This window comes from Sphingomonas rhamnosi (assembly GCF_036663615.1).
Lineage (GTDB): Bacteria > Pseudomonadota > Alphaproteobacteria > Sphingomonadales > Sphingomonadaceae > Sphingomonas.
In genome coordinates this window covers 25,838-48,617 of the sequence record NZ_JAXOJJ010000005.1, presented here as the reverse complement: position 1 = coordinate 48,617, position 22,780 = coordinate 25,838, and the positions used below count along the sequence as shown (strand labels likewise).

General features: G+C 66.8%; 14 protein-coding genes. 3 read left to right on the top strand and 11 right to left on the bottom strand.

From position 1 onward, the window contains the following. Positions 1–39: 39 nt before the first annotated feature. Together U1701_RS11825 and U1701_RS11820 are read right to left on the bottom strand one after the other, a co-directional pair. Positions 40–369, bottom strand: coding sequence for a UrcA family protein (locus U1701_RS11825; protein WP_332782769.1), 330 nt, complete (start codon positions 367–369; stop codon positions 40–42). 99 nt (positions 370–468) lie between these two features. Continuing rightward, positions 469–858: a hypothetical protein gene (locus U1701_RS11820; protein ID WP_332782768.1), complete on the bottom strand. Its 390-nt coding sequence runs from the start codon at positions 856–858 to the stop codon at positions 469–471. Positions 859–1,068: 210 nt separating this feature from the next. On the opposite strand from U1701_RS11820, the gene U1701_RS11815 reads away from it, so the two are divergent. Both U1701_RS11815 and U1701_RS11810 read left to right on the top strand, forming a co-directional pair. Next, on the top strand, positions 1,069–3,516 hold the full coding sequence (locus tag U1701_RS11815) for a TonB-dependent receptor (RefSeq protein WP_332782767.1): 2,448 nt from the start codon (positions 1,069–1,071) through the stop codon (positions 3,514–3,516). A gap of 106 nt (positions 3,517–3,622) precedes the next feature. Next, positions 3,623–3,940, top strand: coding sequence for a 2Fe-2S iron-sulfur cluster-binding protein (locus U1701_RS11810; protein WP_332782766.1), 318 nt, complete (start codon positions 3,623–3,625; stop codon positions 3,938–3,940). Between the two features lie 24 nt (positions 3,941–3,964). Here the strand turns inward: U1701_RS11810 and U1701_RS11805 are convergent, their stop codons facing one another. The 3 genes from U1701_RS11805 to U1701_RS11795 form a co-directional block, all read right to left on the bottom strand. Further along, positions 3,965–6,520 carry a sensor domain-containing protein gene (locus tag U1701_RS11805; protein ID WP_332782765.1) on the bottom strand — a complete coding sequence of 852 codons (2,556 nt, stop codon included), beginning with the start codon at positions 6,518–6,520 and terminating at the stop codon, positions 3,965–3,967. A gap of 131 nt (positions 6,521–6,651) precedes the next feature. Continuing rightward, positions 6,652–8,256, bottom strand: coding sequence for a glycoside hydrolase family 43 protein (locus U1701_RS11800; RefSeq protein WP_332782764.1), 1,605 nt, complete (start codon positions 8,254–8,256; stop codon positions 6,652–6,654). Next, entirely contained in the window at positions 8,253–9,494 is a 1,242-nt protein-coding gene (locus tag U1701_RS11795) for an MFS transporter (protein ID WP_332782763.1), read from the bottom strand. Before U1701_RS11795 ends, U1701_RS11800 begins: the two co-directional genes overlap by 4 nt. 156 nt (positions 9,495–9,650) lie before the next feature. On the opposite strand from U1701_RS11795, the gene U1701_RS11790 reads away from it, so the two are divergent. Next, on the top strand, positions 9,651–10,694 hold the full coding sequence (locus U1701_RS11790; RefSeq protein ID WP_332782762.1) for a LacI family DNA-binding transcriptional regulator: 1,044 nt from the start codon (positions 9,651–9,653) through the stop codon (positions 10,692–10,694). Between the two features lie 40 nt (positions 10,695–10,734). On the opposite strand, the gene U1701_RS11785 is transcribed toward U1701_RS11790, so the two are convergent. The 6 genes from U1701_RS11785 to U1701_RS11760 all read right to left on the bottom strand — a co-directional run bounded on the left by U1701_RS11785 (position 10,735) and on the right by U1701_RS11760 (position 22,659). Further along, positions 10,735–13,230, bottom strand: a complete 2,496-nt coding sequence (locus U1701_RS11785) for a glycoside hydrolase family 31 protein (protein WP_332782761.1) — start codon at positions 13,228–13,230, stop codon at positions 10,735–10,737. Continuing rightward, a complete protein-coding gene (locus tag U1701_RS11780; protein WP_332782760.1) occupies positions 13,227–14,732 on the bottom strand; it encodes a tryptophan halogenase family protein in 1,506 nt (501 codons plus the stop codon). Before U1701_RS11780 ends, U1701_RS11785 begins: the two co-directional genes overlap by 4 nt. Further along, positions 14,729–16,357, bottom strand: coding sequence for an alpha-amylase family glycosyl hydrolase (locus U1701_RS11775; RefSeq protein ID WP_443026043.1), 1,629 nt, complete (start codon positions 16,355–16,357; stop codon positions 14,729–14,731). The genes U1701_RS11780 and U1701_RS11775 overlap by 4 nt, the downstream gene beginning before the upstream one ends. 5 nt (positions 16,358–16,362) lie before the next feature. Continuing rightward, positions 16,363–18,177, bottom strand: coding sequence for an alpha-amylase family glycosyl hydrolase (locus U1701_RS11770; protein WP_332782758.1), 1,815 nt, complete (start codon positions 18,175–18,177; stop codon positions 16,363–16,365). After that, the gene (locus tag U1701_RS11765) at positions 18,174–19,691 is read right to left on the bottom strand and encodes a tryptophan halogenase family protein (RefSeq protein ID WP_332782757.1); all 1,518 of its coding nucleotides are present in this window, start codon (positions 19,689–19,691) and stop codon (positions 18,174–18,176) included. The genes U1701_RS11770 and U1701_RS11765 overlap by 4 nt, the downstream gene beginning before the upstream one ends. A 79-nt stretch (positions 19,692–19,770) precedes the next feature. Then, the gene (locus U1701_RS11760; RefSeq protein WP_332782756.1) at positions 19,771–22,659 is read right to left on the bottom strand and encodes a TonB-dependent receptor; all 2,889 of its coding nucleotides are present in this window, start codon (positions 22,657–22,659) and stop codon (positions 19,771–19,773) included. Positions 22,660–22,780: the final 121 nt, after the last annotated feature.

The window sequence follows — 22,780 nt, the reverse complement described above, 5'->3', positions numbered from 1 at the left end:
CTGCAGTCGGCACCTCGTCCGCAGCAGCCCCGGCGGGGGTCAGCGCATCGCCAGTTGCATGTCGCGCGCCGGCGCACGCGCCGCGGTAGCCGTGGCGATACGGGTGCGGATATCGGCGATCACGTCTGCGCGGCATCCGCGCGCCTGCGCGCCGAGCGCCAGATGGATCGAACTCAGCCGCTCGCCGCAGACCTTGTTCGCCACCTGATCGACGCGGATCGCCAGGCGCTGCTGGCCATCGACGCTGGCGAGATCAATCCCGTTGAGATCGAGCACGGCGCTGTCGGCGGAAAACGGATTGCTGCCGGGGGCGGCGAAGGCGGGCGTGGCCGCCAGAAGTGCGGCACAGGCCGCCAGACCGATCTTCATTCATCATCTCCTGCATGCGCGGGCCCATCGCTCTGCGGCGATTGGGTTCCAGGAATGTAGGAGTGACGCTGCGCGATCACAAGCGCGCGGTCCGCACCGTCAGCGTGCGCTGACCACCAACGATGCGATCTGGGTTCGCATGCCGAGCGCACCGGGTGGCAACGGCACCATCTCGGTCGCTTCGGTGCCAGCATCGGAATCGGCAAAGACCACCCGTACCGCATAGTCCCGCGCGATCGGCCAGGTCCGCGCGGTCGCCAGCGGGATCGTTGCCTGCCAGGACCGCCCGCCCTCGACGGCGAGCTCACGCCCACCGACCCGGATGGCCGTCGTCGCGCGGAGCCGCTGGCCCGACAGACGCACGCAGCTGTCCGCTCCGCAATGCACCAGCCGCGCCCGGGTTTGCGTCTTTGCCTGCGCGACACCCGTCACCAAGGCGCACGCCAGCCCGACCGATCCGATGCGTGCAAAACGAAGAGCGAAAGCCACCATAGCCGTCGACTAGCGCAGGTCCCGCCCGCGCGGCATTCGCCGTTTGACGTAGGTGCGGCTCTACCCCGGCTTACGTCAAACACCCCATGTCGGTCCGCCCGGAATATCCACACTCTGCATCCAAGCGATCGGCCCCGAACGAGGTGCCGACGCCGACAAGCAGAGCATGGGGAGGCGACGGCGGTTCACAGTATCAAGGGGGCTTACATGGCAGGACGATTTTCGCGCGCAGGTTTGTTGTGCGCGACCGCGCTGGTCGGCGTGACGGGTACGCCCGCGCTGGCACAGGACGCGCAGGACGCACCACCCGCGTCCGCCGCAGAAGCCACCGCCGGCTCCGACCCCAACGAGATCATCGTCACCGGCAGCCGCCGCCGGACCACGCTGCAGGACGCACCGATCAACATCAGCGCGGTCTCGCAGGAAACCATCCAGTCGCAGCGCCTCGACGACATCCGCTCGCTCGCGTCCTTCACGCCCGGCGTCACCGTCGCGGATACCGGCCCAGCCTCGACCGGCGGCATCATCCTGCGCGGAATCGCCTCGGGCGATACCAGCGTGTTCGGCGCCAACAGCGGCGATTCGGTCGGCGTCTATCTCGGCGAAGTGCCGCTCTATCTCGACTTCAAGCTGATCGACATCGAACGCGTCGAAGTGCTGCAGGGGCCGCAGGGCACGCTTTACGGGCTCGGCACGCTCGCCGGCGCGGTGCGCTACATTCCCAACCGCCCGGAGACCGACCGCTTCTCGATGGACGTCCATGGTCGCGGCTATGCGCAATCGCATTCGGACGATTTCGGCGCGGTCGGCGACGTCGCGATCAACATCCCGATCGTCCGCGATCACATCGCGTTTCGCACCTCGACCGGCTATTACGACAATGCCGGCTTTATGGATTACAACTACCTGCTGCAGCAGCCGGGCGTGTCCGACCCGCAGCCCGGCCGTGCGACCGCGACCTCGACCGGATCGCTCGGCACCACCGACGATTATGCCGCCAATTTCAAGCGCAAGGAGGATGTGAACTATGAACACACCTTCACCACGCGCAACCAGCTGCTGCTCGAATACAACCCCAACATCAAAGCGTATCTGACCTACGCGCACCAGACCACAAAGACCGGCGGGCGCCAAGCCAACGGCGCGGGCGTGCTCGACACCGGCAAGTATGAGGCACCGTTCCGTTACCTCGAACCGGTCGACCGCAGCGCCGACCTGTTCTCCGCCGAATTCAACATCGCGCTCGGCAACATTGCGCAGTTGGTCAGCACCACTGCCTATACCAAACAGCATATCAGCAGCGTCGACGACAACACCGATCTGCTGCTCGACCTCGACTACGGATACGAGGCATTCCCGGCGTTCTCGTCCTACGCCAATAACGAGCGCCAATATAAGCAGCTGAACCAGGAGGTGCGCCTCGTCTCGACGCATGGCGGCCCGCTCAGCTGGGTGATCGGCGGCTTCTACAACCGCCTCAAACTCAATACCGACCGCCGCGAATACACGCCGGGATTTGCCGAATTCGCGGGCCTCGATCGACCCGACAATCTGGAATATATCGCCCAGCTCCGCAGCAAGACGGTCGAAAAGGCGGTCTACGGCGAAGCCACGCTGAACCTGACCAGCAAGTGGCAGGTGACCGGCGGCCTGCGCTATTTCAAATATGACTCCACCGTCGCGGGGGGAAGCGCGCTGCCGCTGATCGGCGTCGGCATCGGCGACTTCCCATCGACGACGATCAATCCCGCCCGGGTGCGGACCGGAGAGACCGGCAAGGACGGCTTCGTCTGGAAAGCGAACACGTCGTATAAGTTCAGCAGCGACCTGCTCGCCTATGCCACCTACTCGACCGGGTACCGCGTCGGCGGCGTCAACCAGGTCGTCGAGTGTACGGCGGAGGATCTGGCCAGGGCCGCATCGGGTGGTCAGGTGCTCTGCGCGCTGCCCGACGAGCTGGTCTACGGCCCGGACAAGACGCGCAACGCCGAGATCGGCCTCCGCGCCAGCCTGTTCGACGACCGGCTGCAGCTCACGCTCGACGGCTATCACGTCAAATGGTCGGGTGTGCAGGTGCCGAGCCAGACGCTCAACGGCGCGATCGGCATCACCGTCAACGGCGCCGAGGCGGTGTCGCAGGGGTTCGACGTCCAGGCGACGGTCAAGATCACCCCCAATCTCGCGATCACCGGAACCTATTCCTATGTCGACGCGCATCTGACGGAGGACGTCACCGGACTCGTGGCGAGCCAGGGCGTCCGCGACGACGCCTTCAACGGCGATCGCCTGCCGGGGTCGGCCAAGAACTCGGGCAGCGCACAGCTGCGCTACAGCCATCCGCTCGGCGGCAACCGCAGGATCGATGCGACCTGGGGGACGATCTACCGCGGCGAGATCTATTCGCGCGTCGGGCTGCGCGGCAATGGCGAAGCGATCCCCGGCTATGTGACGCACAGCGCATCGCTCGCCTACGTCACCAAGCCGTTCGAGGTCGGGCTGTTCGCCGATAACATCTTCGACAAATATGCCGTGACCGCGATCAGCAACGACATCTCGTCGTTCAACCAGGTCCGCACCGATGTGGTCGAACGCTATTACTCACGCGGCGTGCTCACGCCCCGCCGCGTCGGCGTCGAGTTCCGCTTCCATTATTGATGGGAAAGGGGGCGCGTTCTCGACGCGTGCCCCCCTTTACACAGCCGTACCCCTGCCCGCCCGGCGGTTCGCCGGCCGCGACTATAGCCTTACCCCAGGACTAGATATGCCCACTCTCATCGTAACGACGCGCGACGGCGAAACCCGGACGCTCACCGCCACCCCCGGATTTTCGGTCATGGAGGTCATTCGCGACAACGGGGTCGACGAACTCCTCGCGCTCTGCGGCGGTTGCCTGTCGTGCGCCACCTGCCACGTCGTCGTCGATCCGACGCAGGCCGCACAGCTGCCGCCGATGACCGCCGAGGAGCGCGATCTGATCGACGGTCTGGACCGCCACCTGCCGACGTCGCGGCTGTCGTGCCAGATCCCGTTCGATGCAACATTGGACGGCCTGCGCGTGACGGTCGGGCCCGAAAGCTGACCTGCACCGAAGCGCGGACCCGCCCTATCCTACGGATCGTCCGCTACGGAGCAGTTCGGTCACGGCCGCCGCCGGAACGGCGCGCCCGAACAGATAGCCCTGGCCATAGGTGCAGCCCAGCTGGGCAAGATACCGCGCTTGTTCCTGTCGTTCGACGCCCTCGGCGACGATCTTCATCTGGAGGCGGTGGGCCAGGCCGATGATCGCCTCGACGATCGCGGCATCGTCGGGATGCTCGCACGCCCGCGACACGAAACTCCGATCGATCTTGATGACGTCGACCGGAAACATCTTGAGGTGGGTGAGCGATGCGTAGCCGGTGCCGAAATCGTCCAGCGCGATCTGCACCCCCGCGTCGTGGAAGATCGCGAGCGTCGTCGCGACCTTGTCGGTATCTCGGCCGAGCAGCACCGTCTCGGTAATCTCGACATCGATCCGCGACGGCGCCACGCCGTGCCGCTCCAGCGGCGCCAACACCCGCTCGACCAGCCGGTCGTGGCGGAAGTCGGCGGGCGACAGGTTGATCGCGATACGGCCGGGATCGAACCCCGCATCGAGCCAGCGCCGCAGGTCGCAGGCGACGGCGTCGATCATCCGGTCGCTCAGCGCAGCGGCCAACCGCAGGTCATCGAACGCCGCGGCAATGGTGTGGGGACCTTGGATACCGAGCGTATCGTGCTGCCACCGCAGCAGCGCTTCGAATCCGACGATCCGACCGTCGTCGAGCGCGATTTTCGGTTGATAGAAGGGAACGACCCGGTCGTCGCGCACGGCGATTCGGGCCACGTTGAGCATCGAGGCGCGTCGCTGCATCCCCGCGCGCATCACCGGTTCGAAAACCGACAGCTCGCCGCGCCGGCCCGCCTTGCCGGCGTACAGCGCGATGTCGGCCGATTTCAGCAGCTCGGCGGCGGTCTCGCCGTCCGCCGGATATAGCGACAGGCCGGCCGTGGCCTGGGTCTCGCAGGCATGCCCCTCATATTCGAAGAGTTCGCCGAGTACCTCGAGCCCCGCGCTGACCCGCTGCGCAAGATCGTCCTGACGCCCGCCCTGCAGCAAGACGGCAAACTCGTCCCCTCCGAGCCGACCCGTCACCACGCACGGCGCAAACGCCCGATCGAGCCGGCCGGCGAAGGTCTTGAGCAGCATGTCGCCGGCGTCGTGGCCGATCGTGTCGTTGATCTCCTTCAACCGATCTACGTCGAGCAGGACGAGCGCAAGACGACTCTCGGGAGTCGCCGAAGCGATCGCCTGCTCGAGATGCTCGGTGAAGAAGGCGCGGTTGGGGATACACGTCAGCGCATCGTGCGTCGCGGTCCAGCGGATCCGGTCCTCCGCGGTCCGCTCGTCGGTAACATCGCGGATCGTGACCAGCACCCGCGTCAGACGTCCTGACGAGGCGTACATCCGCCATCCCGCGGTGCGCATCCACCGTTGCGCGCCATCGTTCGCGCGGCAGATGCGCAGCGTGTCATCGAACCGCATGGTGCTGTCGCCCGCTTGCGCGGCGTCGACCAACGCGATCAACAAATGCCGATCGGCCGGGACGACCAACTCATAGGCCGTGGCGATCTCGGCCGTCGTGTCGACCGGAAGACCCAGCATCGTCTTGAAGTCGTCGGACCATTCGCGCTGGTTTCTGACCGCGTCATAGTCCCAGATGCCGAGTTTCGCGGCCCGCGCCGCAAGCCGGAAGCGCGTCTCGCTTTCGCGCAGCTCGTCCTGCGCCAGCCGTCGATCGTGAATGTCTTCCAGCGTGCCGTACCAGCGGACCACCCGACCCATCGCGTCCGTCCGCGCGGCGGCGCGGGACCGGAACCAGCGAAATGATTCGCTACCGGTCATCAGCCGGTATTCGACATCGACCGGACATCCGGTCGCGATCGATTGCGCCCACTGCCTGCGCGTCTCCGCGACATCGTCAGGGTGCAACGCCGATACCCAGCGTTCGCCGAGCGCGTCCTCCCTTCGCACGCCGGTCACCTCGAACCAGCGTTCGCTGACCTCCAGCACCGCGCCGTCCGGCGCGGCGGTCCAGGTGATCTGCGGGTTCAGTTCGACGGTGTAGCGAAGATGCTCCTCGCTTTCGCGCAGTCGCTGTTCGGCGGTTCGCCGGGCGGTGATATCCGACGCCACGACGATGGTCGATTCGGGTTGGCCGGCAGCGTCGAGCACGAACGACACATGGACCGCACACCACACCACCGACCCATCGGGGCGGACATAGCGTTTCTCGATCTCGAAAGGCTCGGCGGTCGCCAGATGCTCAGTGAACGTTCGGTCGGAACGGTCGACATCGTCAGGGTGCGTGAACTGTTGGAACGGCAGGCCTTCGAGCACCTCGGCGCTGCGGCCGACCAATGCGCAATAGGCCTCGTTGACCACGAGAACGTGAAAGTCGAGGCGCCGGTGCAAGATGCCCACGCGCGCGCGGCCGAGCACCGTCTCCAGTTCGCCGTGGGTCCTGGCGACGGTCCCATATCGCGCGACCGTCGCGATCAATTCCGCGTCAGCGCCGGACAACACCCGGGATTCAGGCGTGCCGTTGGCCAACAGCTCCCGGGTTGGCAAATGCTGCATCGCTAGGCCCCTCCTTGGCAGGCGCCACAAACCCGCGCATGCCGATCCATCGGGCGTGGGGGTTAAGTGCGCCTTAAAACCCCAGATTGGGTTTATCGTAGGTAAGTATCTGAATAGGCGCGCGACGTGACCTAGATTTGCTCTTCATAGCGGAAATACGCGAAGTCTGCGGGAAGTCCTGCCCCCGACAGATCTTGGCAGGCCATTCCGACGAAGCTGCCCGTAAAGTTCGGCAGCCCCGGCAATGTCGCCTCGTCCGACAGGATGCTCGAGTCGAATGTCTCGGGCAACCAGCACCAGTCCTTCGCGTCACTCCGATACGCGAACCGCAGGACTTCATGGTCGACCACGGCGCGCAAGGCGATCGGTCCCGGCCCGATCGGCACCGGTGGAGACAGCAGGCTGCTGCCTTCAGCGACGGGGATCGCCGACAGGACCTGCAGCTGGCGCACCCCATCGTCATCCACCGTGACGTGCAGATAATGGAACTTGGTCGAGTTATAGTAGCAGACCAGCCCCGCGGCCTGTTGGAAATGGCGCGGTTCGAAATCGACCCGCGTCTCGGCCGTGAAGCGAAACGCCTGCTGGCGCCGCGCGATCAGCGCCTGGGTGAAATGGCTGCCGATCGTCTCGCGCCCGTACAGCCGCAAATGGCCGGGCCGCGCCGTCAGGCTGAACAGCTGCGCCGGATATGGCGTACGCAGCCATTGAAAGGCGTCGGGCAACGTCGCCGCATCGAAGTCGCTATGCTCTACGACCGGGGTCTCAGCAGACACCACGCCTTGCGGTGTCGCGTCGCCGTCGAGCGTTCGCAGCCACCCGTCGTCGTCCCAGCGCATCGGCTGGATCGCGGTCTCGCGCCCCAGCACGCAGCGGTCGCTCCTCGGCAGCGGCCGCCCGCAGAGATAGACCATCCAGGTCTCGCCTGCCGGAGTCTCGACTAGGTCACCGTGTCCGGTGCGCTGCAACGCCGCATCGGGTTTCCCCTGCGCGGTCAACACCGGGCCATCGGGGTGCACGTCGTACGGTCCGAACAGCGACCGCGACCGCGCCATCACGACCGCATGGTTCCGCTCGGTCCCGCCCTCGGCGACCATCAGGTGATACCAGCCGCCACGCTTGTAGAGATGCGGCGCTTCGGTGAAGCCCAGTGCAGTGCCCGCGAAAATCCTGTGTCGCTCGCCTATCAGCCCGCCGCTCGACAGGTCGATCTGCTGCACGACGATGCCAGCGAAGCGCCGCCGGTCGGGGCGGTGATCCCAGAGCATGTTGAGCAGCCAGCTTCGCCCGTCGTCATCGTGGAACAGCGCCGGATCGAACCCGCTGCTGTTGAGGAACACCGGATCGGACCAGTCGCCGTCGATCCGGTCGCACGACACGTGGTAATTGTGGAAGTCGCGCAGCGAGGCGCCGCGCGCGCCGTCGACGGTGGTCTGGCCGTACCGCTTGACGTCGGTGAAGACCAAATGGAACCGCCCGTCCGCATGGCTCAGGTCCGCCGCCCAGACCCCGCAGGAATCGGGATTCCCGCGCATGTCGAGCTGGCTCGGCCGGTTGAGCGGCCGCGCGACCAGCCGCCAGTTCGCCAGATCGCGCGAATGGTGAATCTGCACGCCGGGAAACCATTCGAAGGTCGAGGTCGCGATGTAATAATCATCGCCGACGCGCACGATCGACGGGTCGGGGTTGAACCCGCGCAGGATGGGATTGCGCAGGGTGGGACTGGGAGAGGTCATGCCGGCTTTCGTATCAGGGTCCAGAGGAGCGCGGCGCCGAGCAGGTCGAGCAGGCCGAGCAGGATGAAAAAGGGTTGGTAGCCGACGTCCGCGACCAACGACCCGAGCACCAGCGTGAAGATCAACACGCCCAGATTGGCGGCGGTGCCCGATACGCCGGTGGCGGTCGCGACCTGATCCTGCGGGAACAGGTCGGACGCCATGGTAATGACGGTGACCGACAACGTCTGGTGCGCGAACCCGCCCAGGCACAGCAGGGCGATCGCGGCCACGGGGCTGGTGACCGTCCCGACGAACATCATCCCCGTCATCAGCACCGCGCCGAGCGTGAAGGCGCAGCGCCGCGCATCGATCAGCCCGACGCCGCGGCGCTGCAGCCACGCAACGACCGCAGGCCCGAATAGGCACCCCAGATCCGCCGCGAGGAACGGCAGCCATGCAAACAGCGCGATCTGCTTGAGGTCGAACTGGCGGACCTGCACCAGATACAGCGGCATCCACAGCGACAACATCCCCCACACCGGATCGGCGAGGAACCGCGCCGCCGCGATCGCCCACAGGTTCCGCCGGCGCAGGAGCTCGCCGAGCGGCGGGCGTGTGCGCTTGGTGGCCAGCGCAACCTCCTGCCCCTCGACGATATGCGCATGTTCCGCAGCCGAGAGGTGCCGATGGCGCGCGGGCGGCGCGTACCAGGCGAGCCAGCCTATCACCCAGACCAGCCCCAGCCCGCCCGCCACGAAGAACGCCGCGCGCCAGCTATGATTGAACACCGCCCAGGCGACGAGCGGCGGCGCGAACACCGCGCCGAACGACGCGCCGATCTGGTAGATGCCGCCCGCGACGCCGCGCTCACGCGCCGGAAACCATTCGGCGACCAGCTTCATCCCCGCGGGCTGCGCGGATCCCTCGACCAGCCCCAGCGCGCCGCGCAGGCCGGCGAAACCGAGCCATCCGGTCGCAAGGCCATGCCCCATCGTGATCAGAGACCAGAGCGTCACGAACAGCGTGAAGCCGATCTTCAACCCGATGCTGTCGAGGATGTACCCCGCGACCGGCTGGAACATGATCCCGACCTGGAACGCGCCGGTGATCCACGAATATTGCTGCGCACTGATATGCTGTTCGGCCATGATCGCGGGCGCAGCGACCCCCAGCACGCTGCGCGCGAGATAGTTGATGACCATCGCCACCACGAACAGGCCCATGATGGTCCAGCGGATGTTGGAAAAGCGCCGCACTGCTGCCCCCGGTAACGTTATCATCTATGCCTAGGCCGAGACCGTGGTCGGGCGCAAGCGCTGCCCGGTGGTACATCCCAAGGCGGTCGCGCCGTTTGCATCGTCCCGGTAAAGGTCTAGGTCGGCTACGGGATGGACGTAGACGAAAGAACCGGTGTGAGCGAACGCGCGCGGCGCCCCCGCAGTCCCACGATCATCGATGTCGCGGCGGAGGCCGGGGTGTCGCCGATGACCGTGTCGCGCGTGATCAACGGCCGTGCAGGCGTTATCCCCACGACGCGCGCGGCGGTACAGCGCGCGATCGAGACGTTGGGCTATACCCCGAACCTCGCCGCACGCAGTCTGGTGACGTCCGCCGAGCTGAAGATCGGCGTGATCTACGCCAATCCCAGCGCGGCGTTCATGAGCGACTTCCTGACCGGCGTGTTCGAAGAGGCGTCGACCCGCGGCGCGCGGCTGATCCTGCTCAAGGGCGAAGGGGGCCTCCCCCCCGACCAGGCAGCGCTTGAGGACCTGGTCGCGTCCGGTATCTCGGGCATGATCTGCGCGCCGCCGCTCAGCGAGTCGCCCGCGGTGCTGAAGGTTCTGCACAAGGCGCGCGTACCGGTCGCGGCGGTGGGCGCGCACGGCATCGAAAACGCGATTTGCGTGCGGATCGACGACCGGCTTGCAGCCTATGAGATGACCCAACGGCTGATCGCGATGGGCCACCTTCGCCTGGGGTTCGTGGTCGGCAACCCGGATCAGGTCGCGAGCACCGAGCGGCTCGACGGGTTCCTCGCCGCCGCGCGCGAAACCGACGGCGTGACCACGATTGTGGCGCAAGGCGATTTCAGTTTCGCCTCGGGGTTGGCCGCGGGCGATGCGCTGTTGCAGGCAAACCCCGCCCCTACCGCAATCTTCGCGAGCAACGACGACATGGCGGCGGCGGTCGTCTCCGTCGCGCACCGCCGCCACCTCGACGTTCCGCGCGAGCTGACCGTCGTCGGGTTCGACGACACCACCGCGGCGGTGATGTTGTGGCCCCCGCTCACGACCGTCCATCAACCCGTCCGTCGCCTCGCCGCCGAAGCGCTTGCGCTGCTCGTGGCGGAAATCGCAGCGCCCGCGCGCGCGGCGTCGGGACAGTCGGATCACGTGCTCGACCACGTCATCATTGCGCGAGAGTCCACCGCACCCCCGCCGGAGCGGCCGCTTTGACGGCGTAAGGGATATCACGTCGTCAAAGCGGCCTTCGCCGTTATTCCGACGTTAGCGAGACGCGTCCCTCGCGCGTCGGCGCCGCGATTTCGAACGTCATCGTCTTGGCCGCAGTGTCCGCGGTCGCCTGGACCGGCTTGCCAGTCAACGTGACCTTGGCGTTGCCCGACCAGCCGTGGACGGTGATCGCCATCTTGGTCCACCAGGGCTTGAAGCGGCCCTCGCGCGCCGCGAAGTCGATCGTCAGGCCCCGCGGAGTCAGCGTGCAGCGCATCGCCTGCCGCAGATAGCCGCGCCGGGTATAGGCCAGGCTGTGGCCGTCGTCCTCGTACAGCGTGCCGGCGCACTGATCGCCCGGATAGACGTCGATCTGCAGCGGCCCGACCGGGGTCTGCGCGGTGCTCTGTACCAGCGGCTGGCGCGGCAGGATCGTCCCCGCGCGCACGAACACCGGCAGATGATCGAGCCGCGGGGTTTCGCTGACGCGGTCGCCGAGCGTGCGCGCGGTCGGCACCGCCTGCGTCGCCGACTGGATCGGGCCTTCGCTGGTAGTCTCGGGCGTGCCGACGCGCTGGCCGGTCCAGTAATCGTACCAGCCACCCGCGGGCAGGCAGACGTCATAGGTCCGCGGCGATTCGGGGCTGGGCGGCGGTGCAATCAGCAACGACTTGCCCACCGTGAACGCCATCGACTGGTCGCACGACGCGTTTATCGCCGACGGATAGTCGTAGAACACCGGCCGCATGATCGGATCGCCCAGCCGGCTGTTCTGGTCCGCCAGCGCGTAGAAATAGGGCATCAGCCGATAGCGCTCCTCGATGAAGCGGCGGCGGATCGCCAGATGATCGGGGCCGTCGACCCAGGGCTCGACGCGCGGCGTGCCGGTCGCCGAATGGTTGCGGAACACCGGCGTGAACGCGCCGATCTCGGTCCAGCGCGTCAACAGGTCGGGACTCGGACCGCCGGCGAACCCGCTGACGTCGGCGGCGCTGTAGCCGAAGCCTGACAGCCCCAGGTTGATGATCTGCTGGATCGACAGCTTCAGATGATCCCAGGTCGCGCTGTTGTCGCCGGTCCAGGTAACCGCATAGCGCTGCCCACCGGCATAGCTGGCGCGCGTCATCACGAACGGCCGCTCGTCGGGGCGCAGCTTGAGCAGCCCGTCATAGGTCGCGCGAGTGTTCTGCATGCCGTAGACGTTGTGCGCCTCGCGGTGATCGGTGACGCGCGCGGCGAAATCGTCGCTGTCGATGCGGTGGCGAGTGTCGAGCGGCATCGTCTTGGTCGGCGTCTCGAAGATCGCCGGCTCGTTCATGTCGTTCCAGAACCCCGCGATTCCCGCGTCGAGGAAGCCCTTATACTGTTCGCCCCACCAGGTCCGCGCTGCGGTCTTGGTGAAGTCGGGGAACACCGACGGGCCCGGCCAGACCGGCGCGACATAGGGCGTGCCGTCGGCGTTCTTGATGAACGCGTCGGCTTTCATGCCGGTCTGGTAGGGCGCATAGCCCTGTTCGACCGCGGCGATATGCAGATCGGTGATCGCGACCAGCTTGATTCCGTCCGCCTTCATCTCGGAGGCGAGCTTGGGCAGGTCGGGGAAGGTCTTGGCGTCGGTAGTGAACGGCCGGTTGCGATCCTGATAGCCGATGTCGAGCCAGATCACGTCGGTCGGCACGCGGTCGCTGCGCAGCCGTGCGGCGATCTGGCGGACCTCGTCGGCGGTGCCGTAGCTGTAGCGCGACTGCTGATAGCCGAGCGCCCATTTGGGCGCGAGCGGCGCGTGGCCGGTCAGGTCGGCATAACGCCGCGTGACCTCCGCCACTGTCGGCCCGGCGATGAAATAATAGTCGATCGGGCCGTCGGAACCGCCGAACGACAGCGTCTCGGCATCGCGGTGGCCGAAATCGAACCAGGTGCGATAGGTGTTGTCGAGCAGGATGCCGTAGCTGCCGCCGCCTGCGGTGCCGCCCGCGCCGGTTCCGATGAAGAAAGGGATCGACTTGTAGATCGGATCGTCCGCGCTGCTGAACCCGTACGCATCGGTGTTCCAGTCGACGAAGCCGTGGCCGCGCCGGTCCAGCCCCTGCGTCTTGTCGCCCATGCCATAGAAATGCTCGGCGATCGGCAGCGTCTTCCTGATCGTGAACGCCTTGCCGTCGACCGCCGCCGGCGCGGCGTCGGCCGAAATCACCTTGCCGTCGAGAGTCTCGAACGTCACGCCGCCGGTTGGCGCGATGCGCACGCGGACGCTGGCGGTGGTGAAGCCGTCGGGGGCGGCGGTGACCTTGACCGCCTGTTTGCGCAGCGCGGCCGACACCGCCCAGCTCGCATCCTCGGGATAGACACCGTCCTTGGCGACGCGGACGCGGACCAGGCCGTCGGTCAGCGCGGTGAGGCGCATCGCGGTGGCACCGACACGCACGTCGACCCCATCGGCGCGCGGGGTGATCGCCGACGGGGCGGCCGTCTGCGCGAAGGCCGCGGGGACGGCGCACAGGCAGGTCGACGTCGCGAGGAGCAGGGCGAGACGTTTCATGAAGGGTCCTTTGGTTCGGTACGCGCGAGACGGCGGTCGTGCGCGTCGAAATTCAACGCGCAGCGGCTGAGAAAATCGTCGATCCGGGCGGTGTCGATCCGGTCGATATCGGCGCCGGGCGGCACCAGCCGCGCGTCGTCGGGAAAAATGCCGTAGCCGGCCATCAGGCAATGCCAGCTGATCGCGGAATAATAGCGCGCCAGATCGGCACCCTCCACCGCCGCGGCGAGGTCGGCGCCGGTGAACCAGGCGGACATCAGCGTCTTGAGGGATTCCGAGGGCGTGACCGCGCGCGCCGCGGCCCAATAGCCATGCGGATCGTCGTGGCGCTGGTTCAGCCGGTAATGCGCGACGATGTAATCGCGCACGCCGTCGTAGCGCGCGGCGATGCGCGCGTTGAAGTCCGCGCGCGCGTCCGGGGTCAGCCCGTCGCGGTCGACCGTGTCGAGGAACGCCTCGACCGTCGCGATCACCAGATGCAACGCGGTCGCCTCGAGCGGTTCGAGGAACCCTTGCGCGAGCCCAACCGCGAGCGCGTTGTGCGACCAGCTGTCGCGGACCCGCCCGACCCGCATCTTCAGGTGCCGTGCGGTGCCGTCGACGTCGCCCAGATGCGCGCGCAGTTCGGCTTCGGCCTGCTCCGGCGACAGATGGCGGCTCGCATAGACATACCCATTGCCGGTGCGGCTGGTCAGCGGGATGTCCCACGTCCAGCCCGCCGACAGCGCGGTCGCGCGCGTCTGGCTCGGGATCGGTGTGCCGGTCACGCGCGGGGTCGGCATCACCACCGCACTGTCGTTGAACAGCATGTCGCCATAGCCGACGAACGGCACGTCGAGCGCGGCGAAGATCAGGCTGCGAAACCCGCTGCTGTCGACGAACAGGTCGCCGGTGATCCGCGCACCGTCGTCGGTGACCAGCGCGGCGACGTCGCCATCGGCGGCGCGTTCGACCGCGTCCACGCGACCCTGACGGTGGACGACGCCCAGCGTGCCGGTCGCATGCGCGGCGAGGAACGCACCAAGCTTGTACGCGTCGAAATGATAGCCGTAGCTGACCTCGAACGGAAAGTTCGCGGCGGGCTGCGGCGCGCGGTGATCGGCGGCGAGGCGCGCGGGCAGCAGGAAACGGTCCGGGTGCGCATCGACATCGCGTCCGGTCCGCCTGGCGCGCGTGTTGTAGAAGAATTGCGGCGCGGTATGCGCGTCGAGCGCGGTCGGGAACGGGTGGAAATAGCGCTCATAGCCCGCGCGGTCCGACCAGCCTTCGAAGCCGATGCCGAGCTTGTAGGTCGCATCGCACGCCGGCATCCAGTCGTCCTCGGCGATGCCCAGCGTGTCGAAAAAGTCTTTGAGCTGCGGCGTCGATCCCTCGCCGACTCCGACGATGCCGATCTCGGGGCTTTCGACCAGGGTCACGTGCGCGTCGCGCCAACGGTGCGCGATCAGGCACGCGGTCATCCAGCCCGCGGTCCCGCCGCCCAGGATGACGATATCGGTCACAGCTGGCTCACCCGCCCCGAATAGGCCGGCAGCGTCGTGCCATCTGCATCGCCCACGCGCAGGATCGCCTCCCCCTCCACCAGCCATTCCGGCCAGTCGCGCGGGGTGTCCCCCAGATTGAACACGCAAAGCAGCCGTTCGCTTCCAGAGACCCGTTCGAACGCGATCACCGCGTCGTCGCTGTGCACCACGCGCACGCTGCCGTGGCGGAGCGCCGAGTGCGCCGTGCGCGCCGCGATCAACCGCCGGGTCCAGTGCAGCAACGACCCCGCATCAGCCTCCTGGACGTCGACCGCCAGCACCCGGTGGTCGGGCCCGAACGGCAGCCACGGCTTGGTCGCGCCGGAGCCGAAACCCATGTCGGCCGCTGCGCCGATCCACGGCATCGGCGTGCGCGCGCCGTCGCGCGACAGCGTCATCGGCCAGTTGGCGATCGCCTCGGGATCGAGCAGATCGGCGAACGGGATGTCGACCTGGGTCAGCCCGAGCTCCTCGCCCTGATAGACGAAGATGTTGCCGCGTAGCGTGGTCAGCAGCAGCATCTTCATCCGCGCGAACGCATCGCCATGCTCGGGCGCCGTCCAGCGCGACACCGCGCGCGGCGCGTCGTGGTTCTCGAACGCCCAGCTCGGCCAGCCGATGCCGGGCGCGTCGGGCCAGCGACCTAGCGCGTCGGCGATCAGGTCGGGCGTCAGCCGGTCGGCATAGAGGAAGTCGAACCCGTACGCGCTGTTCAGCCGCGTCTCGCCCGCCGTGAACAACTTCATCTCGCGGTCGCTGTCGTCGCCGCCGACTTCGGCGACGGTGAAGCACGCGCCATACTCGTCGAGCAGCGCGCGAATCCGTTCGAGCAGGCCGAGGATGTCGGGATGCCCTTGATTGTACAGCTTCTGCTGGAAATCGAACGGCCGGGTGCGGGCGCGATTGGTCGCGGGTGCGGGCGGATTGTCGGTCAGCGCCGGATCGTGCATCGAGAAGTTCAGCGCATCGAGCCGGAACCCGTCGACGCCGCGGTCGAGCCAGAACCGCGCGGTCGCGAGCAACGCGTCCTGGACGTCCGGATTGTGGCCGTTGACCTGCGGCTGGTCCTTCAGGAAATTGTGCAGATAATATTGCTGGCGCCGCGCGTCCCAGGTCCAGGCCGGGCCGCCGAACACCGACTGCCAGTTCGAGGGCGGGCTGCCGTCGGGCTTGGCGTCGGCCCAGACATACCAGTCGGCCTTGTCGTTGCCGCGCGATGCGCGGCTCTGCCGGAACCAGTCATGCTCGTCGGAGGTGTGCGAATAGACCTGGTCGATGATGACCCGAAGCCCGAGCGCATGCGCGCGCGCGACCAGCGCGTCGAAATCGGCGAGCGTGCCGAAGATCGGGTCGACGTCGCGGTAATCCGACACGTCGTAGCCGAAATCCTTCATCGGCGAGGTGAAGAACGGTGATAGCCAGACCGCATCGACGCCGAGCGATGCGACATAATCGAGATGCGTGGTGATCCCGGCGAGGTCGCCGATCCCGTCGCCGTTAGAGTCGGCGAAGCTGCGGGGATAGATTTGGTAGATAACCGCGCCCTTCCACCAGGGCGTGTCCGTATCCGGGCTGGGGCGCAAATCGGCAGTCGAAGCGGTCATAATACTCATTTGCTGGCAGGGGTCGCGGCGCAGATCGCGTAGCCGAGCGGCGGTAGCGCTACCTTCACCGATTGTGGCGCGGTGACGGTGGCTGAGCAACGTCCGGCCAGGGCAGTGAAGCTGGCGGTGCGCGCGCCGACCTCGACATTGGCGGTGGTGGCAGCGTTCGCGGTGTTGAGCACGACCAGGATCTCATGTCCGTCATCGTCGCCGCGGGTGAAGGCCAGCAGCCCGGGCTTGTCGGACGATGCGCGAACGACGGTGCGACCGTGGCGCAGCTGCGGATAGTCGCGGCGGATCTTCGCGAGCATCGCGATCGTCTGGAAGATCGGGTTGTCGGTGCCGAAATGCGCGGTCGCGGTGGTCGTGGTTGTGCCGATCAGCCGGTTCGCATTGTCGCTCGCGACCTGGCTGGCGAACATGTCCTGCCGCGCATCCTGGTCGCTCGATCCGCCGGTAAAGCCCTGCTCGTCGCCCGAATAAATCGCGGGCACGCCGCGCGCGGTGAGCAACAGGACATGCGCGAGCGTGAGGCGCTGCAGCCGCTCCGCCTCGGTCGCGGTCGGCCAGGCGACGTCGAGCATATGGCCGATCCGCCCCATGTCGTGATTGTCGAGGAAGGTCACCAGCCGCTGCGCCGCCGCGTCGCCACCCTCGTACAGCACGTCGCCGTCGATCAGCTTGGCGAACACGTCGGTGCCCGCCTTGCCCGACAGCATCGCGCGCGCCGCCGACTGGAACGAGAAGTCGAGCACCGCGGGCAGCCTGTCGCGCCGGGTATATTGCGCGGTGTATCCGGGATCGACCGCCTCCGAATAGACTTCGCCGAAGATCGGGAAATTGGGAATGCCGCGCGCCGCGGCGCGGGCCTGCATCGCGGGCACGAACGCCTGCCAGAATTCCGGGTTCACGTGCCGCGCGGTATCGATGCGGAAGCCGTCGATGCCGAAGCGGTCGATCCAGCTGCCGAAGATCGCGATGAACCCCGCAGTCACGCGCGGATCCTCGGTCATCAGATCGTCGAGCCCGGCGAAATCGCCGTAACGCGATGATTCCCCGGCAAAGGTCGAATCGCCGCGATTATGGTAGAACCGCGGGTCGTTGAGCCAGGCGGGGACTTTGACCGTGGCCTCGGCCGGCGCCACGAACGGCGTGTAGGCATAGCCGGGGTCGGTCAGCGTCGCGAAATTCTCGGGCGTCTGCACCGTGTCGCCTGCGAAGCCCGGGTTGATCGGCGTGCCGTTCACTCCGCCGCGGCGCCGATAGGGATAGTCCGCCTTGCTGCGATAGGCGCACGGCTTGCCGACGCATTCGCGGTACTGGATCACGTCGGCGGTATGGTTGGCGACGATGTCCATATACACCTTCATGCCGCGCGCGTGCGCCGCATCAACGAACGCCCCGAAGTCCGCATTGCTGCCGAAATGCGGGTCGACCTGCGTGAAGTCGGTGATCCAATAGCCGTGATACCCGGCGCTCTCGTGCCCAGGCGCGCCCTGCACGGCCTTGTTCTTGAAGATCGGCGCGACCCAGATCGCGGTGACGCCCAGCGACTGGATATAGTCGAGCCGCCGCGTCAGCCCCTTCAGGTCGCCACCGTGATAAAATCCCTTTGCGGTCGGATCATAGCCGGTGGTCCGCCGGTCGCCGGTCAAGCCGCCGCGATCGTTCGACGGATCACCATTGTCGAGCCGGTCGGGCAGGACGAAATAGATGATCTCGTCCTCCGGGGCGCGCGCGCGGACCTGTTCGATCGGCACGGATGCGGACGCAGGCGCGGCGCCGGCGAGCGTCAGCAGCAGCGCAGCGGCGAGGCTCATGCCGTCACCCGCGTCGGCGCGAGGGGGGCCGCGGCGCAATGGCGCGCGATGAAGTCGGCATGGCTTGGCATCTGGGCAACCTCGCGGGCGTTCAGTTTGTCGATCGTGTCCAGGAATTCGGCGAGATCGGTCGCCGGGATCGCATCGGCCATCGGATGGTGCCCCGCGGGCATGACGCCCTGCCCCGCGAACACCTGAAGCCAGCCGACCTCGGTGAACAGTTCCTCATGCTCGCGCGTGATGTGACCGTTGCCGCGCCACAGCGCGATCTTGGCGGCGAGCGTCTCGGGCAATGCCATGTCCCGGCAGCCCTGCCAGAACGGCTCGGCGCGGTCGTTGGCATGATAATGGAGGATGATGAAATCGCGGATGCGTTCATATTCGAAATCGCTCTGGCGGTTATATTCGGCGCGGTCCGCGTCGGAGATCGTGCGTCCGGGCAGCAGCTTCATCAGCCGCGAGATCGCCGACTGGATCAGGTGGATGCTGGTCGATTCGAGCGGTTCCATGAACCCGCCCGCCAGCCCGATCGCGACGACGTTGCGGTTCCACATCTTGCGCCGCTTGCCGGTGCGGAACGTGATCGCGCGGGGCTCGGCCATCGCCTCGCCGTCGAGCCCGGCGAGCAAGGTCGCGGTCGCCTCATCCTCGCTCATATGCGCCGAGGAATAGACGATGCCGTTGCCGGTGCGGTGCTGCAACGGGATGCGCCACTGCCAGCCCGCCGCCTTCGCGGTCGAGCGCGTATAGGGGGTGAAGGCGGTGCTGCGCGCCGAGGGCACCGCGAACGCGCGGTCGCACGGCAGCCAGTGCGTCCAGTCGTCATAGCCCGTCTTCAGCGTCTGCTCGATCAGCAGCCCGCGAAAGCCGGTGCAGTCGATATAGAGATCGGCGGACAGCGTCGTGCCGTCTTCGAGCACCAGCGCGGAGACGTCGCCCTCCCCCGCCTGTTCGACGCGCGCGATCTTGCCCTCGATCCGGTTGACGCCGCGGGTCTCGCTGTAGCGGCGCAGATGGCGCGCATAGAGACCGGCGTCGAAATGGAATGCCGACGGCATGTCGGGCAGCACCCGTGCCGTCCTCGCCGGGCCGCGCTGCATCCGGTCCGCGAGCGCAGCCTGGTTGTTGAGCGAATAGGCGCCGAGATCGCCGGCCGTGCCGAGCGCCTTGGCGCGCAGCCAGTATTGGTGGAACGGCAGCAACCCGACATCGCGCCCGACCGCGCCGAACGCATGCATGTAGCGATGCCCCGGCTTCAGCCAGTCGACGAATTCGATGCCGAGCTTGTACGTCCCTTGTGTCGCCTTCAGGAACGCGTCCTCGTCGAGGCCCAGCGCGTCGTTGAACAGCCGGATCTGCGGGATCGTCGCTTCGCCGACGCCGACCGTGCCGATCTCTTCGGATTCGACCAGGTCGATCTCGAACCCGACCTCCAGGAACCGCGCGAACGTCGCCGCGGCCATCCAGCCGGCGGTACCGCCACCGGCGATGACGATTCGAATAGGATCAGTCATGTCCGCGTCCCGCTTCTTCACGTCCTCGGACACTGTCGCCCGAAGGCGCGGAGGCGGCACACCGCCCCCGCGCCCATCGTCAGAACTTGTAGGTAAGGCCGAGGTAATAATCACGACCATAGCGCTGGTAATCGATCACCTGGCGCGCGTCGCCGTTCTGATAGGTGACGAACGGACGATCGGTCAGGTTCTTCGCCTGCGCCAGGATGCCGAGACCCTTTAGCGGCCCGTCCTGGAAGTCGTAGCCGATCTGCGCGTCGAGGATCGCTTCGGACCTGGCGGTGCGATAGGTCGGCGTCGCCGACAGCCCCGCGACCTCCGCCAGGAACGACGAACGGTAGCGATAGTTGGCGCGCGCCTGGAACCCCCATTTCTCGAAATAGATCGTGCCGCTGCCGGTCCATTTGGACAGGCCCGGCAAGGTGATCGGATCGGGCGAGTTCGCGAACTTGATCGTCGAGTCGGTGAAGTTGCCGCTGACGAACATGCCGAACCCGTCGAGTGCGCTGGTGATCTGCTTGAACGGCAGCGACAGGGTCGCCTCGACGCCCAGCACTTCGCCGCGCCCGGTGTTCGCCGGCGCGCTGACGTTGCCGATGTTCTGTCCGCTCGCGAGCACAATCGCCTGCTGCGCCGGGGTCAACGCCCCCAGCAGCGACGAGAAGTCGAATGCAAAGGTGTTGTTCGGATCGACGAAGTCGGTCAGCCGCTTGAAATAGCCGGATACCGCGACGTAGCCGCCGCCGCCGAAATATTTCTCGGTCGAGATGTCCATGTTGATCGACTTGTACGGGCGCAGCGCGACGTTGCCGCCGGTCGACGAGAACACCGGGAACAGGCCAGCCGGGGTGCGGCCGATATTGGGCAGGTTGATGCTGACGTCCTGCGTTACGCGCTCCTGGTCGAGACGCGGACGGACCATCGTCTGCGACGCGCCCAGCTTCACATAGCCACCGTCGATCAGCTCGACCGACAGCGTTCCCGAGGGGAGGATATCGGTGTATTTCTCGGTCTGGTCTGCGGGTGCGATGGTGACCACGCTGTTCACGACGCTAGCGATCTGCCCGACCGACCGCTGGTTGGAGCGCACGACCTGCACGCCGAGCGCACCCTTCAGCGCCTTGCCGCCGACTTCGCCGTCGATGTTCAGCTTGGCATAGCCGGTATAGACGTTCTCGATCACCCGGTTGTCGCGCACCAGCGCCGACGGGCGGTTGTCGAACGCCGGCGTCAGCGCGTTGGCGTACACGTACAGCGGGTCGTAGGTCAGCATCGCGGGGATGCCGAGATAGTCGAGGCCGATGTTCTTGCCGAGCAGCGCGGCGGTCGGGACCGCCAGGCTCGTCGGGGTGCCGCTGGTCACGGTGCAGCCCGTACCCGCGCCCTTGGGGCACAGGAAATAAGACGTGTAGGCGCTGGTCTTCTCCCGCCGGCTATAGTTGCCGCCGACTTCCCAGCCCTTGACGATGCTGCCGTCGAACTCGCCGTTGAGGCTGGCGCGGAGCGACTTCAGGTCGTCCTTGAAGCTCGGCTGGTTGAGGAAGCCCGCCTGGACCACCGCCGTCGTGCCGTTGTTGCCCCACCCTTGCGGGTCGGTGAGCTTCAGGACGTTGGTGTTGGTGTAATCGAGCGTCGGCACGATCTTGTAGGTGCCGTTGCCGTTCTGCGTCACGGTAACGCGGTCGGCGACGCCACTCTTGCCGAAGCCGGTGCCGGTGTTGGTCTCGAGCAGGAAGTCGGTGCGCGTCGCGCGGCTCCAGCTCGCATCGACGTTGAGGTGGACGTTGTCGCTGAGCTTCAGGTCGTTGTTCCAGCCGAGCGACAGATTCTTCGCCTTGCGCTGGTTATAGTCGTTGCGCTGCACCGCGAACACGTTGGTGAAGGTCGTCGCGGTCGCGAACCCGTCGGCGACCGTCTTGCCGCTCTGCACCGGATCGGAGAAGCCGAGCGGGAATTCGATGCCGCGCAGGAGCTGCGTTTCCTCGAAGTGCGAATAGAGCGCGTCGAAGGTCGAATGGAAATTGTCCGATGGCGCCCATTCGATCGTGGCGACCGCGCCGTAGCGCTTGAGCTCGTTCGACTGGACATAAGGCTTCGCACCGCCGAGCACGAACGGATCGGTGGCGGTGCCGGTGCCGGCATAGCCCCAGGCGTTGTAGCGCTCGTCCTGCGACGGGGTCTGCGTGGCGGACACGCCGATCGCGATGCCCAGCGTGTTGTCGAGGAACTGGTCGACATAGGTCGCCGACGCGCGATAGCCGTAGCGCGACGAATCCGGGTTCAGATTGTCGATGCCGTTCATCTGGCCGCGCGCGCTAACCGCGAAGACCCGGGTGGACTGGTCGAGTGGGCGCAGCATGCGCAGGTCGACCGTGCCCGAAATGCCGGCCGCGATCAGCGACGCGTCGGCCGACTTGTAGACGTTGACCGTCTTGAAGAATTCGGACGGATACTGGTCATATTCGACGCCGCGATTGTCGCCGACGGTGACCTGTTCGCGGCCGTTGAGCAGGGTCGTCGAGAAATCGGGACCGAGGCCGCGGATCGACAGGCGCTGGTCGCGGCCTTCGAGACGCTGCGCGGTCACGCCGGGCAGGCGCGCGAGCGAGTCCGCGATCGACACGTCGGGCAGCTTGCCGACGTCTTCCGCCGAGACCGAGTCGACGATGAGTACCGACTGGCGCTTGATCCTGGCCGAGGAATCGAGGCCGGCGCGGATCCCGGTGACGACGATGGCGTCTTCTTCGGGGGCGGCGGCAACCGGGGCGGCGGGCTGCGGCGTCGGATCGGCCTGCGTCGTGACCGCGTCGGCCTGCACCGCGCCGGTGCTGTTGGCGGTCGGGGTGGACGTCATGTCCTGCGCGAAAACGGCGCCGGGCAGCATCATCGCCGCAACGAGGGTCGAGCCGCTGACGCAGAGCGCAAGACGGGTACGCGCGGGAAGCCCGCGCGGCGTGAACTTGGTCATGATGTTTCCCCTTCGGACGGGGCCGAAACCCCGCGCATCCTCAACAGCTATCGTGTCCCTCGACGTCGTTGGTGCGCGTCGACTGGCCTGGTTCGGCTATATGCCGACCCAAGCGGTTGCA